Source organism: Chromobacterium sp. IIBBL 290-4, from assembly GCF_024207115.1.
Lineage (GTDB): Bacteria > Pseudomonadota > Gammaproteobacteria > Burkholderiales > Chromobacteriaceae > Chromobacterium.
Genome location: NZ_CP100128.1, coordinates 1,292,364 through 1,307,995, shown reverse-complemented (window position 1 = coordinate 1,307,995; position 15,632 = coordinate 1,292,364). Strand labels below are relative to the sequence as shown.

Below are 15,632 nucleotides of genomic sequence, written 5' to 3'. Positions count from 1 at the left end.
TTAGGCCCCAAGCATCGAGAAGAAATACATGAATCTCAGCAGTACCATCAAGTCCATTCAGGACATCATGCGTAAGGATGATGGTGTCGACGGCGATGCCCAACGCCTGGGTCAGCTCACCTGGATGCTTTTTCTCAAAGTATTTGACCAGCGAGAGGAAGAATGGGAGGACGATGATGCGAGTTATTTGTCGCCTATCGATGAACCTTACCGTTGGCGAAATTGGGCAGCTTTTATTTCTGACCAGCAAGGGAAAAAGAAGCCGCAAATAGCGCCAAGTGAACTGATTGCTTTTGTTAACAATGAGCTTTTTCCACATTTGCGAGAAATTGACGCCAGTGATGGCGCCGTTCAGGCCGTGATTCGTGGCGTTTTTCAAGACGCAAATAACTTTATGAAGTCCGGCACGCAAATGTTGGCTGTCATTGAGAAGCTGGAAGATGCCATCAACTTCCACGACTTCAAAACGCGGGCCAATCTAGGCGATGTTTACGAGAAAATGCTCAATGATCTTCGCGGTGCGGGCAATGCGGGCGAGTTCTACACCCCACGCGCTATCACTGCCTTTATGGCTGATCGTGTCAACCCGCGCTTGGATAAACGCGAAACCGTGATGGATCCGGCCTGTGGCACCGGTGGCTTCTTGACCGCTGCCATTGACCACTTCCGCAATCAGCTCACCACCAAGTCCAGTGCCGAAGACAAGCGTGCCATTGAAGACCTGATCCACGGCATCGAGAAAAAGCAGCTGCCCCACCTGCTGTGCACTACCAACATGCTGCTGCACGGGATCGACGTGCCCAGCCAGATTGAGCACAAAAATACGCTGGGTATTGGCTGGAACGAATGGAATGCCACCGACAAGGTCGATTGCATCATTACCAATCCGCCCTTTGGCGGTTACGAAGATGACGGTGTAGGCAGCGACTACCCGGTCGACCTGCGCACGCGCGAAACCGCCGACATGTTCATGGCGCTCATCATCAAAAAACTGCTGAAAGAAAAAGGCCGTGCTGCCGTGGTGCTGCCCGATGGCTTTCTGTTTGGCGATGGCATCAAAGGCACGCTGAAAAAACTGCTGCTGCGCGACTGCAAGCTGCACACCATCATCCGGCTGCCCAAAGGCGTATTCGCCCCGTACACCACCATCAAAACCAACCTGTTGTTCTTCACCAAGGGCAGTACGGTGGATGATGGCAGCGATCACTTTCACACTGACACCATCTGGTTCTACGAACATCCCTATCCGCCGGGTTACAAGAGCTATTCCAAAACCAAGCCTATCCGGTTTGAAGAATTCAAGCCTGAGCAAGACTGGTGGGGTAAGGAGGAGAATGACTTTGCCGAGCGCGTGGAAAACGAATATGCCTGGAAGGTGGATTTCAAAACCAAACGCGAACAAGCGGAGGCTGCTGCTAAACCGCACTGGCAACGCGCTGAAGAGCTAGACAACCAAGCCGCTGCGCTGGAGGCCGAGGCCCGCGACCTGCGCAACAGCTTGGTCGGCAGCACCGATGCCGCCTACCGCGAAAAAATCGAAGCGCAGATTGCCGAACTGCGCGCCAAAGCTGAGCCGCTGCGCCTGCAAGCGCGGGATGCCCAAGCAACAGGAGATCGCCTGTACTGGCCTATCTTCAATCTCGACCTGAAAAACCCCAACGCGCCGGAGGAAGAAACCCACGATCCGGACCTTCTGCTGGAGAAGTACACAAAACTGCTGGGCGAGATTGAAGAAACAGAAAATCAGCTCAAGAGTGAACTGGCCGCTGCCTTGGCCCATCACTTTGTCGGAGAGGATACCTGATGGATGCGCAGCAGTTTTTGGAGGAGTTTGGTCATATTGCAAATGCGCCGGGCGGCGTGGGCAAGCTGAGGGAGTTGATTCTTTCGCTGGCTTTCAAAGGTGAGCTATGCGTCCCTTCAAATGAGATAAGTGCCACCTTGCTTGATGACATCGAACGCCAACGATTGGAATTCAATGGTGAGACACGAAAACAACGCCTGACTAGGCAAAGCAATACAACAACAAACTTGGTCGGCCCATACGAAATTCCAAAACACTGGAGTTGGGTAAGCCTGAGCACTGTTGGACACACATGGGGCCAAAAGAAGCCCGAAGATTCATTCGTGTACATCGATGTTTCTTCAATTGATAACAAGGCCGGGGTTCTTAGGCAGAGCCCGGAGGTTATAAGCGCAAGTGCAGCCCCGAGCAGGGCAAGGAAAGTCGTCAAAAAAGGGACGCTGGTCTACTCAACCGTGCGGCCCTATCTGCTAAACATCGCAATCATTGATCGCGACTTCGACCTTGAGCCGATTGCAAGTACTGCATTTGCAATCGTTCATCCATGGGAAGGTATTTCAGGGCGCTATCTGTATTTTTATCTGCGCAGCCCGATTTTTGTGAGGTATGTCGAAAGCGTTCAAATCGGAATGGCTTATCCCGCGATAAGTGACGAAAAGTTCTATTCAGGAGTTGTTCCACTGCCACCGACGGAAGAACAATCCCGCATCGTCGCCAAAGTCGATGAGCTGATGGCCTTGTGCGACAAGTTGGAGGCGCAACAGCAAGCCCGCCGCAAACTGCAAAATGCCCTGCGCCAGTCCACCCTGCAAGCTGTCGCTAGCGCCACCAGTCCTCACGAACTGCAAACCACCTGGGCATGCCTGGCCGACAACTTCGGGCGGCTGTTTCATGAGCCGGAGGATGTGGATGACCTTGTCGCTGAACTGAAAAATTTGGCAGTTCGTGGTTTGCTTTCAGAGGCATCCACAACATCTCCTGATCTAGAGGCCATTAAAATTGATTGTGCACAAATGCGTGCACGTTACATTGCTGACGGTCTGATACGTCGCCAGAAGCTAGTTGGCATGGCTGATTGTGAAGAAACTTACCCTGCTCATTGGGCGGTCACTGCCTTCGATGAGGTGGCAATTGTCATTGGCGGTGTTACTAAAGGTCGTGATCTTCGTGGCAAACAGGTGATGGTTTGTCCGTACTTGTCTGTGGCCAATGTGCAGCGTGGGCATTTCAAACTCGAAGGTTTGAAGTCTATTGAGATTGCTGCCGACGAGCTGGCGAAGTACCAGGTTCACGAAGGTGATCTTTTGATCACAGAAGGTGGGGATTGGGACAAGGTCGGCCGCACTGCGCTTTGGCGTGGCGGTGTTACGAACTGCCTACATCAAAATCACGTATTCAAAGCTCGAGTTCCCAGTAAGCAACTGCTTAATGAATGGGTTGAATTAGTTTTCAACTCGGGGGTCGGACGAGACTATTTTGCTGGTGCCTCTAAGCAAACGACGAATCTTGCCTCTATCAACATGACACAGCTTCGCAGTTTTGCTCTCCCGATCCCGCCACTGATCGAGCAGCAGCGAATTCTTTCAGTGCTCTCTGAATTGACCAAACATTGCAACGAGTGGTGTCGCCAGATGGAGCGTAAGCAGGCGATGTCGACACTTCTCGCAGGTGCCGTTGTATCTAGCCTCACCGGCATCACTATCGAACAAGAAGAGGAACCCATGAAAGCCCCGCAAACCGAGTTGGTCGCCCCGCTGCGCTTGGGGACAACACCTGACATCAAGGCACAAGCACCGCTGGCCACTATCCTAGCCCGGCATCATGGCGAGATGAGCGCCAAGGATTTGTGGCAGCGCTTTGGCGGCGAGATTGATGCCTTTTACACGCAACTGAAAACCGAAGTGGCGCACGGCTGGATTTTGGAACCCGCGCCTGCTGAGATGCGCGAGAAGCTGGCTGACTCGGTGAGTGCCTGATATGCAGTTACTCCGCATCGGCATTCCGGCTTTTCGTAATCTGCGCGATCTCAACATCGTTTTCGAGACACACTTGCCGCTCGCCGCCAGTGCGCCAGCGGGCGCACAGCCCAAGCTCATTCGTAGCCACGCGCTAATTGGCCAGAACGGCATCGGTAAGTCCAACCTGATCGAGGCGCTGATCACTATCTTCCGCGATGTCGATCTGGACCGCGAAGCGGCATTCGATTACTCGCTGGAATACGGCATTCGCGGACATGTGGTGCGTATCGAGGCCGACACGGCCAAACAGAAAAGGCCTTATGTATGGGTGGATGGCAAGGCCGAATCACAGGGCTATTTGCTGAAAAACCGCGAGCTGCTGCCGGCGCACATCTTTGCCTATTATTCCGGCCGCAACGAACGTATCGAAGCTTTATTTCAGGAGCACCAGCGCCGCTTCAATCTGCGCCAGGAAATCACCGCAGACGAAGTGCTATCCGAACAGCTACTAGAGAATTTTACCGGTTCTGAGTCGGATATCCGCGCCATTGAAGAGGCCAAACGCCGCCGCGACGCACGGCAGAAACAGGCCGGTGACGACCGCCTGCGCCGCCTGTTCTATTGTCGCGGTGGCCACAGCCAATTGGTATTGTTAGCCTGTTTGCTGTCCGACGACCCGGTATTCCAGAAGGTGCTGAAAAATTTGCACATTGAGTCGCTGGAATCCGCCTTATTTGTGCTGAAAGAGCCGCACCGCCTGCGTGAAAAGCGTCGTGGCGGCAAGTTCGACGAGCGGGAGCTCAACGGAGGTGACCCGCGCTTCTGGTATGCGCGGGGCAATGTGGTGAGTGAGTTTCTGGACAAGCTCTGGCAAGTGGCTTGGGCACCCATTGAGCAGGAAGCGACCAAGCAGATCGACTTTCGTGGCCGCAGCGAAAAGCAGAAGCAGCTTTACCTGTTTGTCCCGAGCCAGGAAAAGCTCAAGGAGCTGGGCGAAATGGTCGGCAGTGCTGACAGTTTCTTCCGCTACGCCGAAGGCGCCTACATTGGCGATTTGATCGACGAGGTGCGTATCACGGTCAAGAAACGGGACGAGCACGGTGGCAAGGTGAGCTTTACCCATTTATCGGAAGGGGAGCTGCAAATGCTCACCGTGCTGGGCTTGATGCGCATCACCCGTGAAGACCACTGCTTGTTTCTGCTGGATGAACCGGACACCCATCTGAACCCGATTTGGAAGCTGCGCTACTTTGATGACATCGAAGGCGTGTTGTGTGATAGCCATGCAGACGGATTCGAGAGTGGCACGGTTGATAGCAGAGTCTTTGAGATGTCTGCTGGACAATCGCAAATCCTGATCACTACCCACGACCCGATGATGGTGGGCAGCCTCAAGCGTGAGCAAGTGCACATCCTGCGCCGCAATGGCGACCGTACGGCGGTGGATGTGCCTGACGAAGACCCGCAGGGCATGGGCGTGACGGGTTTGCTTAAAAGCGAATTGTTCGGCCTGTCATCCACGCTGGATATTGAAACCGAGCGTCGCCTGTTCCGCCGCAATGAGTTGTTCGTGAAAACACCGCGCACGGCAGAAGAGGATGCCGAGCTCAGCCGTCTCTCTGCCGAACTGGCCGACCTTGGCTTTTCTACCGCCGATTTTCGCGACCCGGATTACGCGTTGTTCGTGCGTAAGATGGCGCAGCATAAGCGCTTCCGCAAATCAACGCTCACCCCACAGGAGCAAGCCGAGCAGGACGCTATTGCAGACGCCATCATCGATGAAATCCTACGTGAGGAGGGTGCTCAGTGATTTGGATCGACCTTGAACACAAGCGCCCCACGGATGCCGACATCCCCAACTGGGTGCCGTGGACTCAAGCACAGTGGGAAACTTGGTTGGCCAAATCTGCGCGGCTGGTAGCCGATCTGGCTGCCTTGGACGCTGTCGGAAAGCGAGAGGAACGCAACGCCCTGATTGATACTAACAGCGCCCACTGGGGGGCATTAAAGGAATGGCTATTGGCGCTGTCTGCGGGTAAGTGCTGGTTTTCAGAGGTACGTGAGCTTTACTCGCACTACGACGTGGAACACTTTCGACCCAAAAAAGAGGCCAAAGCACTCGATACCAGCCTACGTGACGGCTACTGGTGGCTCGCTTTTGATTACATGAATTTCCGTGTCTGCGGCAATGTTGGTAACCGCAAAAAAGGCGGCTGGTTTCCGCTCAAGGATGGCTCGTTGTGCTCCACCTACGCCGTGCCCTGTGAGGAGTCTGAAACGCGCTACCTCCTTGATCCGATTGATGACGATGATGTAGCACTGCTTGCTTTCGACGAAGAGGGCAAGGTCATTCCAATTCCCGGTGCTTCTGCTTGGGAGCAGGCGCGTGTTAACGAGACTGTGAAGAGGCTCAAACTTAATGAACATGTGCCCTTGGCAGAAGCGCGCCGCAAAATTTGGCAGCAAGTAGATCGTTTGATCGATGATTTTACTAAAGCCAAAGCCCGGTGTGTGGCAGGAAATAACCCTGCAGCTAAGGCTAAATTGACCGAGGTTCGCATGCGGGTTCGTGAGATGACCAACCCGTCGGCCGAATTATCTTCGGTTGCTCGTTGGTGTTTACTGATGCGAAATGATCCTCAGCTTTCCAGGCTGATAGCATAAATAATGAATAATTTATCATGCCGATAAACCATGCAATATGGCTAGTGGGTGAAAAGCCGGTGCCGCTTGCCTCTAGCAGACTTGCCAGCGAGCAGCTACTCGAAGACATGATCGTGAAGGATCCGCGCATTCTGTCCAGTGAGTGGATGCTAATCGGTCGTCAAGAGGTGACATCCCATGGTGGGCGAGTTGACCTGCTGGCGATTGCGCCGGATGCGTCGCTGGTACTTATCGAGCTAAAGCGGGACCGTACGCCACGCGAGATTATTGCGCAGGCTCTGGACTATGCGTCATGGGTTGAACAGTTGAAGCCAGATCGCATCGCGCAAATCTTCCAGCGCTTTTCCGGTGGGAAAAGCCTTGATGTCGCGTTTCAAGAGCGCTTCGGGGTGGTTCTGGATGAGGAGATCCTTAACCAGTCGCACCAAATCATCATAGTGGCAGCAGAGCTTGATCCATCGACAGAGCGCATTATCAGCTACCTGAATGCCCGAGATATCGCAGTGAATGCGGTCTTCTTTCAGGTCTTCGAGCATGGTAACGAGAAGTTATTGAGCCGGGCATGGCTTATTGACCCTGGTGAGACGCAAGCCAATGTTGCGTCTACGACTAGCTCCGCCAAAGGTGAAAAAGAACCATGGAACGGTGAGTTCTATGTGTCATTTGGCGATGCAACCTCGCGGAGTTGGGAGGATGCCCGTCGTTTTGGCTTCATCAGTGGCGGCGGGGGGAGTTGGTATAGCCAGACTTTGAAGTTACTCTCCCCTGGAGACCGAGTATGGGTCAAAATTCCGAAGAAGGGCTATGTAGGAGTTGGAGTCGTACAGGAACAGGTGCAGCCTGTGCTGGATTTTAAAATTCAGACTGAGATGGGTGAGCAGCCTGCTTTGGATTTACTAAAACACGCAGATTTGTATCGTTCAACAGCCGAAGACGCGGAGTGTGCTGAATATTTTGTGCGGGTAAATTGGTTAGATGCAGTCCCGGAGAACCGTGCGGTGAATGAGGTTGGTTTGTTTGGCAATCAGAACACTGTTTGTCAGCCTACGACTCCCAAGTGGCGTCACACCGTTGACCGGCTCAAAAAATTCTTTCCCAATTGGGCAGGATAAGTTACCCCGCTTGCTTCATGAATCAAAACGACTGTTTGGTAATAAAAAATGGCCTCCAAACCTGGAGGCCATCCTTCTCACGGCGTAGGCTGTGTGTGAAATCCCAAAAATCTAGAAAAGTGGGAAAAATCTAGATATTCGTGGGATCCTACATGTAGATGGATGAATAACTTGAGAATCCTTAGCTTTTCCGAACAAGACATTACGGCTGGCATGGCCGCATAAAATGGGAAAACCAGACGCGTAAGCTAAGAAATTTTCTCGTAGCCTTTCCAAGAGGTGCCGCGGGGGTCGCAGAGAGTCAGGCCGTACCATCAGCATGCGTGGTCACCATCAACGGTGATGATTCAAAAATCACCTGTAGTACAAGGCGATTTTAGCCTGTTTTCCCTGATGGGAGTAGTCAATCTAAGACGATTCAGTATTGACGGCAGGTGTGCGAAGGTGTTTTGTCATCCTCTACCTGAGGTAAGGTCCAGCGGCGTACATCACCTCAGTAAGTTCGTCAGTTGGGAGGGCCTTGGCGTCGATAAACCCTGCTGGGAAGGGCTGACTGGGAAGTGGAGACCTTCGAAAAACGAAAGAGGTATCCCGCCCGATGTTGGCGTCCCTGTAGCATCAGGCCAGTTGTTGAGCCATCTCTTGGATGACGACATGGACTATTGTACGGACCAGCCGTTCCTCGCCGTTAAGCCGGTGGGCCAGTTCCGGGCGTTGTTGCCTTAGCTGGGCATTTTCGGTCGTCATCTCATCGTGCAGCTGCTTGGCCTGCTCGAAGATTTGCCCCTGCAGATTGTTCAACACCGTTTCGGCAACCTTAGCAGGCAAGCCTAGCTTCACGCCGGCCTCTACCAGAACCTTCCGATTCATCTGCTCGAGCCGCACCACGCCTTCATCCAAAGGCCATGCCATTTCCCGGTGCTTCCAATTCGCGCCCCCTTCATCGCGAACAGCATCAGTCTCGTACACGGCCTCGGACAGCAGGTCGTAGGTTGGCGTCAGGTCAATACCGCTACTGGTCATGAAAAAGCTCAGGTTCTTCAGGTGGGCGTCGGTATTGCCGACCAGCACGTTGAATACCAACCACTCGAACAGTTTCAGGCGCACCTGGGCTTGGATACGACAGCGTCCGACGAAGGACTGTAATCGCTCCAGGCTGCCTTGACTGTATTTGTAGATGGCTGCCAGATTATCAAGCTGACAAGCATCAATGATGTGCAGCCGCTCCCAGGACCCGTTCTTTTCTACACGGTCGAAGCGCTCAACTAGGTAGACAGGCAACGGTGTGTAGTGTCGATAGACCGTTGGTACCTTCAAATGAGTGTTTCGCAGCCGGCTCGCCAACTTCATCACGAACCACTCGTTGATGACCGAGTGCGGGTAGGCAGGATGTTCATGGTTTGGCTTCAGGATGTGCGTCGACATGGATGCCCCTTCGGGCTCGTACAGCACGCCATCCTCATACACCACCGCCAACTTGTTTTGGGCCCCGGCCAGCGACATCCGCTTGGGAGCCTCATGGGTGAGCGGTAGCCGCGGTAGGTCCTCAATGCGCCGAGTCAGATTGGCATCATCTAATAAGCGGCGCTGGCCGCCGGCAGGAACCGCGGTCTCTATTGGCAGCAGCGTCAACGAGCCGGCCGATTCCTCTCCGTAGTGCTCGAGCAGACCGAATGCATCGCCGGCTGTCACGTTCGCATCCTTGGCTAGAGCCTCGCGGTGTGCGGACTCGGGTAGCAGGTTATCGAAGTACCACTGTACCGGACGGTGAGTCGCACCATCGAGCAGTTGTTCCTCCTGAAGCGGCAAATGAGGGCTGAGCGGAAAGGCCGAGTCTAGTTGGAGCCAGCTCGGGTCGTACTGGAACGACCACACATTACCGGCCTCGGCTAGGTGGCCAACTCTCTGGCGGTTGATGTAAACCATCAATTGTCGACCGTTCAGCTGCATCAGTACCCTTTCTGATGGGGGGGCTTTGGCTATCCGCAAGCTGGGTACTCGCGGAAAGTATGGCATTTACTTCGTCGATGGGAGCTTCCCACAATCAGCGAGCGCCTCTCCATCCCCCTCTATCCGCCCCCGTAGCAAGTTTGGGTTCGTCCAGTGAGCTGGGGTGGATGTCTTGGCCTGGCGGCTTTTCTTCTCGCGAAGAGCCAGTTCCTCCGCGGCTCCATCCGGGAGGTCGACAATAACTTTGATACCGAGAGCCTCGAGCACGCCAAACAGCTTGCCCCACTGCATGGTGTCCGCGCCGTTCTCGAGCCGTCCCATGAAGTTCTCGCTGACACCGAGCATTTCGGCAAATAAGTCCTGCCGTATCGCTTGGTGTTTACGGGTTGCGCGTACCAATTTGCCAAGTTGGTCGGGGGAGTCGAGCTTAAATTTCATCAGAACCTCTCAAGGTTTAACTGCAGGATTCCTTTATGTATGGCGGATTATATCTGCTTGCCGGAGCATGCTGATATTTTCCTAATCCTGTGAAGGATTATAGCCTAGTCCGGCGAGAGGTGTGAGATATTCCTCATTCCGTGAAGGATTTTAATGGAGATATAAATGGCACAGCACTGTTCCTGCAAATAGTGAGGATTTTGCTCCTCTGGAACGCTTGGAAGGAGATTTTCCTCGGTATGTGAAGGAGATTGTGGCGTGTGGTATGTCAAACCTCGGCGGTCTGATGCCTGTCGGATTGCCGCATTGAGCCCGTTATTTTTGTCTGAATTTTGTAGGATTACGACTATGACGCAGGGGAATCCAGCTCCAGGCTTGGAAAAGGATTGCAAGGAGGGGGGGCCAGAGGCAGGTACTGGCTCGTGGCGGTCAGATAGTCACTTGTGCTTCCTGGGCGTGCCGGCCCGCTGACGGGGCGCGGCTGTCCGCGTCAGCATCAGCGGATTGATGCTCGGAACAGGCGCAATCGTCTCGAACCACGACTCTCGTCCCAAGACCCGAACCACCAGAATCAGCGTACGCAACGATGACCCACTGCCGCTTTCCAAGTTTCGCAGCGTGCGAACGCTGATGCCCGCGCGGGCGGCAATCGTTTTTTGGTCGAGGTTGCGATGTATGCGCAGCGTCTTCAACCGTTCGCCTAGTTCCGCTTCTATCTCGTCGACCGTTTGAGACTTGATAACCGTGTTCATCGCCATACCCACCTCCTGAAAGCCGCTCACAACAGCGGGCAATATTTTTCCTCTTATACATGAAATTGGCTAATAAGCGGCACATTTTTGCTGGTTGTTGCGAGGTGCCTTGGCTACGACCTGTGTCAGCGTTTTTCTTCATTGGGCGCGCGACACGCCAGCATCAGTTGCAGTACGCTCGGATTTCCCTTGGCCAAGCGCTCCACTTCGGCTAGGTAACCAAATCGTTGATGCAGTGCCAGGGCAACCGCGCATGAGCGGGAAAATCCGCCTTCGCAATGCACAACTATTGAATGAACGTCGCCTGGCAAGCCATTCACGAAGTCGACGATTTGGGCGGCTTGAGCAGGCGTGAACGCATCTGGCGTTTTTTGCCGGGCCTTTGGGGAGAGCAAGGGGTTCAGGAAGTCCACATCAGCGAAGCTCAGGCGCAGCAAGTACGCGAAGCCGTCCACTGCAGCAATCGGTCGCTCTGGCGCGGTGATGGAAATCATGGCCACCGTCGGCAATCGGGGCAGTTTTTCTGCTTCAGGGCGAGATAAGGCGAATACCTGGCGCCGCCCATCCGTCGGTGGGTGGTACAGCTTATCGACTACCGCTTTCAAACGTCCCACAGCCCACCCCATCGTCTATTCTACGTGCGCTCACCAGCCCCTATCGTCAGACCGAATGATAGCGTGCTCTGGGGCGGGGGGGCGGACGATAGACTTCATGCCTCAGGCGAGAAAGCCTGTTGCATTTTCCACCTGACCAAAAGGATGGATTTGGGACAGCAAGCCAGGGAGCGCCGATGTATGCCTTGTTGGGTCGGCGAGGGAAATTTAAAATATTACCGCCATCTAAATTACGTAATGTCACGACCGCCACCCTCCTCGCTGAGGGTGTTTCTTATTCTGCTTCCAGGATTTGTCGATGGACCTCAGCTCCCTGCTTGCCAGTTTCGCTTCCGCGTTCGACCAGCGCCAACGCCTGTTCACCCTGCAATTGGGAGAGGGGCATATTGCGAGCCAGCAGTTGTTGCCGCAGCAGTTGGAGGGCGAGGAAGGGGTTTCGCAGGGCTATCGTTATCAGCTGACCTGCCTGTCGCCGGACGTCGGCATCGAACTCAAAACCCTACTTGGCTTGCCGGCGCGCATCGGCATCGTTGGCGCTGATGGGGTGGAGACGGTGCGCTGCGGTGTGGTGAGCCAGGTTCAGCAGTTGGGCGCCGATGGCGGCTTCGCGCAGTATGGCCTGACGATTGAGTCCCCGTTTAGCTTGCTGCGGCTGCGGCGGACGTCTCGCGTGTTCCAGGACCTGTCCGTGCCGGACATCGTGCAGCAGATTTTTGCCGAGCATCAGGCCGCCAATCCGGTGTTCGCCCGTGTCCAGACCTTGGCCTTCGAGGCCGGCAGCCTCCCGCCTCGCAGCTACTGCCTGCAATACAAAGAAAGCGACTTCGATTTTATTGTGCGCCTGCTGCACGAGGAAGGCTTGGCATGGCGTTTCGCCCATTTGGAGGAGGATGATGGTCCCAAGGTCCAGCTGGTGGTGTTCGATGATGCGCACAACCTGCCGCAGGCCGCGGTAGCGCGCGTGCGCTTCCATCGTGCCGATGCGACCGAGCAGGAAGACGGCCTGACAGGATGGGCAACACAACGGCAGGTGGTGGCCGGCCAAACGGCGTTGGCCAGTTTCGACTATCAGCCGGTCGCCACGCAACATGCCGCGCAGACGAGCCCGCTACAGCAAGGACAAGGCGGCATGGCGCTGCAATCCAGCTTGCAGCATTACGATGCGCCAGGACTGTATTACGCCAGCGATAGCGAACAACTGGGACGCTATGCCCAGCTGCGGCAGCAGGCCCAGGACCTGCAGGCCAAGCAATTCTCCGGCAGCGGCGCGGTCCGCGGCCTCTTGGCCGGCGAATGGTTCCGGCTGGATGACCATCCCGCGCACGCGGCCGATGCTCCCGAAAAGCGCGAATTCGTTGTCACCCGGCAAACGTTCCGCGCCCAGAACAACCTGCCGGCCGACTTGAACCAGCAGCTGCAGACGGCGGCGCCGCGGCTCAAGCTGGCCCCCGCGTCTGCCTGCCCGTCTCCCTTCCAGGCCACCTTTCAGGCGCAACGCCGCGGGACGCCGCTGACGCCGCTGTACGCGAATACCGCGCATGCCAAGCCGACCAGTCTGGGGAAGCAGACCGCCACGGTGGTGGGACCGGCGGGCGAAGAGGTCTACACCGACGCGCAGGGCCGCATCAAGGTGCAGCTGCATTGGCAGCGTCGCGAAGAACACCCCACTATGGGCGCTGGCATGGATGAACATTCCTCGTGTTGGCTGCGCGTCGCCATGCCTTCGGCCGGTGCCGGCTTTGGCCACCAGTTCATTCCCCGTATCGGTCAGGAAGTGCTGGTCGACTTCATCGAAGGCGACATCGACCGCCCCCTCATCACCGGCGTGCTGTACAACGGCAGCCATCCGACGCCTAGCTTCAGCGGCGCCGGCGCGCTTCCCGCCAACAAGACCCTGTCCGGCATCAAGTCACAGGAACACCACGGCGGCCAATACAACGAATTATTGTTCGACGACACGCCCGGCGAAGTGCGCGCCAAGCTCAGTAGCGAACCCGGCAAGACGCAGCTCAACCAAGGCTACCTCACCCATCCACGCAGCAATGGCAAAGCGCAGCCGCGCGGCGAAGGTTTCGAGCTGCGTACCGACCAGCATGGCGCCATTCGCGCCGCCAATGGTCTGTTGCTGAGCACCGAGGCGCAGAACGGCGCCGGCGGCAAACAGCTAGCGCGCGAACATGCCAGCAGTCAGCTGCAGTCGGCGCTGGCCCTCAGCCAGGTGCTGGCGGAAACCGCGGAAGCCCAGCTGGCGGAGGCGATGGAGACCGGACCCGAGGAAATCACAGCCGACAACGCCAAAGGTCGTAAACGCCCTGAAGGCCATTTGCAGCATCAACTCGACGCCCTGAAAGCCTGGGAGGCGGGGACCAATACCGACCCGGATGGTAAGACAGTGGCGGGCAACCAGGCTGGCCAGCAGCCATTACTCGTGCTGTCTGCGCCGGCTGGCATCGCGAGCGTCACCGAGCAAAGCCAGACCCTGGCTGCCGGCACCAATCTGGACCTGGTGGCGCAGCGGGATATGAATCAGACCACGGGTCGGCGCTGGCTCGCGAATGTGGGCAAGCACATCAGCCTGTTCGTCAGCGGCGTAGCAAACCAGGCCGCGATGAAACTGATTGCCGCCAAGGGCAAAGTTCAGGTGCAGGCGCAGGCGGGCGACATCGAGCTGACGGCCGACAAGGACGTGACCATCACCTCATGCAAGGACCGCGTCACCATCGCCGCGCAAGAGGAAATCCTGCTGACCTGCGATGGCGGTTATATCCGGTTGGCCGGCGGCAATATCGAGGTGCATTGCCCCGGCACCGTCAGCGTCAAGGGCGCCAGCCATGCGCTGAGCGGCCCGGCGAGCGTATCGATGCCGATGCCGACGATGCCCAAGGGCTATCAGCGCAGCTATATCCTGCAAGACGAGAAGACCGGAGAGCCGCTGGTCGGACACGCCTACCGGCTCAAACTGCCCAATGGCCGTACGCTGCCCGGCTACACGGACTGGGAGGGCCGCACCAGCACGGCCTTCACGCCCAATGCCCAGCCCGTCAAACTGGAGGCGCCCAAGCCGCCGGTCGAGGAAAACCACCAACTGTATGGCTATGGCACCGGCCAAGCGGAGCGCGGGCTGCAGTTGAAAGACAACGGAGAAGATGCCTGATGGCCAAGTACCAACCCGCAGGCGGCGCAATGACCATCGTGGAGGAGCGCCCAGAATACGCCAAGTTGCCGCAACCCGATAACAAGCCCTACCTGACCGAGAAGGCCGACGTAGCGATTCTGGCGCCCAAGTCGGTAGGCGTGACGAGTAAAAAGACCGGACGCACTTACAATCTCAACATGCGCCAAATCACCATGTCGAACTTCATTCGTCTGGATGAGTTGAGCCATGATTTCAAGTGGTTCTACAAGGCCGAGGTGAGTTTCGACCTGACGCGCAACCCGCCGGTACCTTTCCTCAGCTCGAGTCTGCGTGCCGATGGCGCCAATCGCCGGCATACCATCAACCCCTTTCCTAAGGGGCTGACAAAAAACTTTCTTCGACGACCTGACCTTATCATTGTCAAAGACCAAGCAACGAGATGGCCCGGACGCGCGGCTGCGGACCATGACGGTGTGCCGCATGGAGATAATTTGGCTAGGGTTGTGGAAATAAAATTCCCCGGTGACGAACTCAGCATCCCGCAGCGGGATGCTTATATCTCCATTGCGGGAGATGGCGGGCACTTTACAGTGCTGGATGTCCGCGACCGTAAGAAAGAAAAGGAAGCCACGCAATCTTCGAAAGTGCCGGTCTTCAGCCCTCAGCCGCAGGCAAAATCTAAATCCCAAAGCCAACGAGTACCCGCGCCCATCTACAGCCCCGTTCCGGTCTCAACGCCAGGCTACATCCAGGATTGGGGTCTACAGCTGCAGCGCGAGTTGAATGAAATGTGGGCTAGCGCCAAAAAAGGCATGACTGGGCTGGCGCAAGATACCCAGGCTTGGCTGGCCAGCGAGGCGGCTTGGCTGCTAGAGTCGGGCCGCTGGGTGCGCGACCAGGCGAATCATGCCTGGACCTGGGTCAACGAGAAGGGACAGGTGCTGGCGCGGTGGACAGAAGAACAGCTGAAGGCGGTGTGGGCCAAAATTGAGCGCTACTGCGACATCGCCTGGAACGAGATTCGCCAGATTGAGTGGGGGCAGATTTTGCTCAATGTGAGCAAGGTTGTCGTCGGAATCGCGCTGGTGGTTGCCGGTGCCGTTGTGCTGGTCCTTGCGTTGCCTGCGGAGTTGGTCGCAGGCTTCCTGGCTTGTGTGGGGATTATGGGTGGCGCCTCGATAGCGGCCACTGCATAGATTGGGAT

The 15,632-nt window shown here is 56.1% G+C and carries 11 protein-coding genes; 7 read left to right on the top strand and 4 right to left on the bottom strand.

Translation table 11 applies throughout. The features are described from left to right. Positions 1 to 28 precede the first annotated feature (28 nt). The 5 genes from NKT35_RS06090 to NKT35_RS06070 are packed head-to-tail and all read left to right on the top strand — an operon-like array spanning position 29 to position 7,538. Positions 29 to 1,804 (top strand): class I SAM-dependent DNA methyltransferase, encoded by a 1,776-nt coding sequence (locus NKT35_RS06090; RefSeq protein ID WP_254299815.1) that lies wholly within the window; start codon positions 29 to 31, stop codon positions 1,802 to 1,804. Beyond that, positions 1,804 to 3,780, top strand: a complete 1,977-nt coding sequence (locus NKT35_RS06085) for a restriction endonuclease subunit S (protein ID WP_254299813.1) — start codon at positions 1,804 to 1,806, stop codon at positions 3,778 to 3,780. Before NKT35_RS06090 ends, NKT35_RS06085 begins: the two co-directional genes overlap by 1 nt. Position 3,781: 1 nt before the next feature. After that, a complete protein-coding gene (locus NKT35_RS06080; RefSeq protein ID WP_254299811.1) occupies positions 3,782 to 5,572 on the top strand; it encodes an AAA family ATPase in 1,791 nt (596 codons plus the stop codon). Next, on the top strand, positions 5,569 to 6,426 hold the full coding sequence (locus NKT35_RS06075) for an HNH endonuclease family protein (protein WP_254299809.1): 858 nt from the start codon (positions 5,569 to 5,571) through the stop codon (positions 6,424 to 6,426). The genes NKT35_RS06080 and NKT35_RS06075 overlap by 4 nt, the downstream gene beginning before the upstream one ends. 17 nt (positions 6,427 to 6,443) lie before the next feature. Continuing rightward, the gene (locus tag NKT35_RS06070; protein WP_254299807.1) at positions 6,444 to 7,538 is read left to right on the top strand and encodes a DUF8606 domain-containing protein; all 1,095 of its coding nucleotides are present in this window, start codon (positions 6,444 to 6,446) and stop codon (positions 7,536 to 7,538) included. A 618-nt stretch (positions 7,539 to 8,156) separates the two neighbouring features. Here NKT35_RS06070 and NKT35_RS06065 read toward each other — a convergent pair. From NKT35_RS06065 to NKT35_RS06050, 4 genes are all read right to left on the bottom strand, one after another. Continuing rightward, positions 8,157 to 9,488 carry a HipA domain-containing protein gene (locus NKT35_RS06065; RefSeq protein ID WP_254299805.1) on the bottom strand — a complete coding sequence of 444 codons (1,332 nt, stop codon included), beginning with the start codon at positions 9,486 to 9,488 and terminating at the stop codon, positions 8,157 to 8,159. 66 nt (positions 9,489 to 9,554) lie between these two features. Continuing rightward, positions 9,555 to 9,926 (bottom strand): helix-turn-helix domain-containing protein, encoded by a 372-nt coding sequence (locus NKT35_RS06060; protein WP_254299803.1) that lies wholly within the window; start codon positions 9,924 to 9,926, stop codon positions 9,555 to 9,557. Positions 9,927 to 10,363: 437 nt separating this feature from the next. After that, positions 10,364 to 10,684, bottom strand: coding sequence for a helix-turn-helix domain-containing protein (locus NKT35_RS06055; RefSeq protein ID WP_254299801.1), 321 nt, complete (start codon positions 10,682 to 10,684; stop codon positions 10,364 to 10,366). A gap of 119 nt (positions 10,685 to 10,803) precedes the next feature. Continuing rightward, the gene (locus NKT35_RS06050) at positions 10,804 to 11,172 is read right to left on the bottom strand and encodes a hypothetical protein (protein WP_254299799.1); all 369 of its coding nucleotides are present in this window, start codon (positions 11,170 to 11,172) and stop codon (positions 10,804 to 10,806) included. A 418-nt stretch (positions 11,173 to 11,590) separates the two neighbouring features. On the opposite strand from NKT35_RS06050, the gene NKT35_RS06045 reads away from it, so the two are divergent. After that, the gene (locus NKT35_RS06045; RefSeq protein ID WP_254299797.1) at positions 11,591 to 14,446 is read left to right on the top strand and encodes a type VI secretion system Vgr family protein; all 2,856 of its coding nucleotides are present in this window, start codon (positions 11,591 to 11,593) and stop codon (positions 14,444 to 14,446) included. Further along, on the top strand, positions 14,446 to 15,624 hold the full coding sequence (locus NKT35_RS06040; protein WP_254299795.1) for a VRR-NUC domain-containing protein: 1,179 nt from the start codon (positions 14,446 to 14,448) through the stop codon (positions 15,622 to 15,624). The genes NKT35_RS06045 and NKT35_RS06040 overlap by 1 nt, the downstream gene beginning before the upstream one ends. Positions 15,625 to 15,632 lie beyond the last annotated feature (8 nt).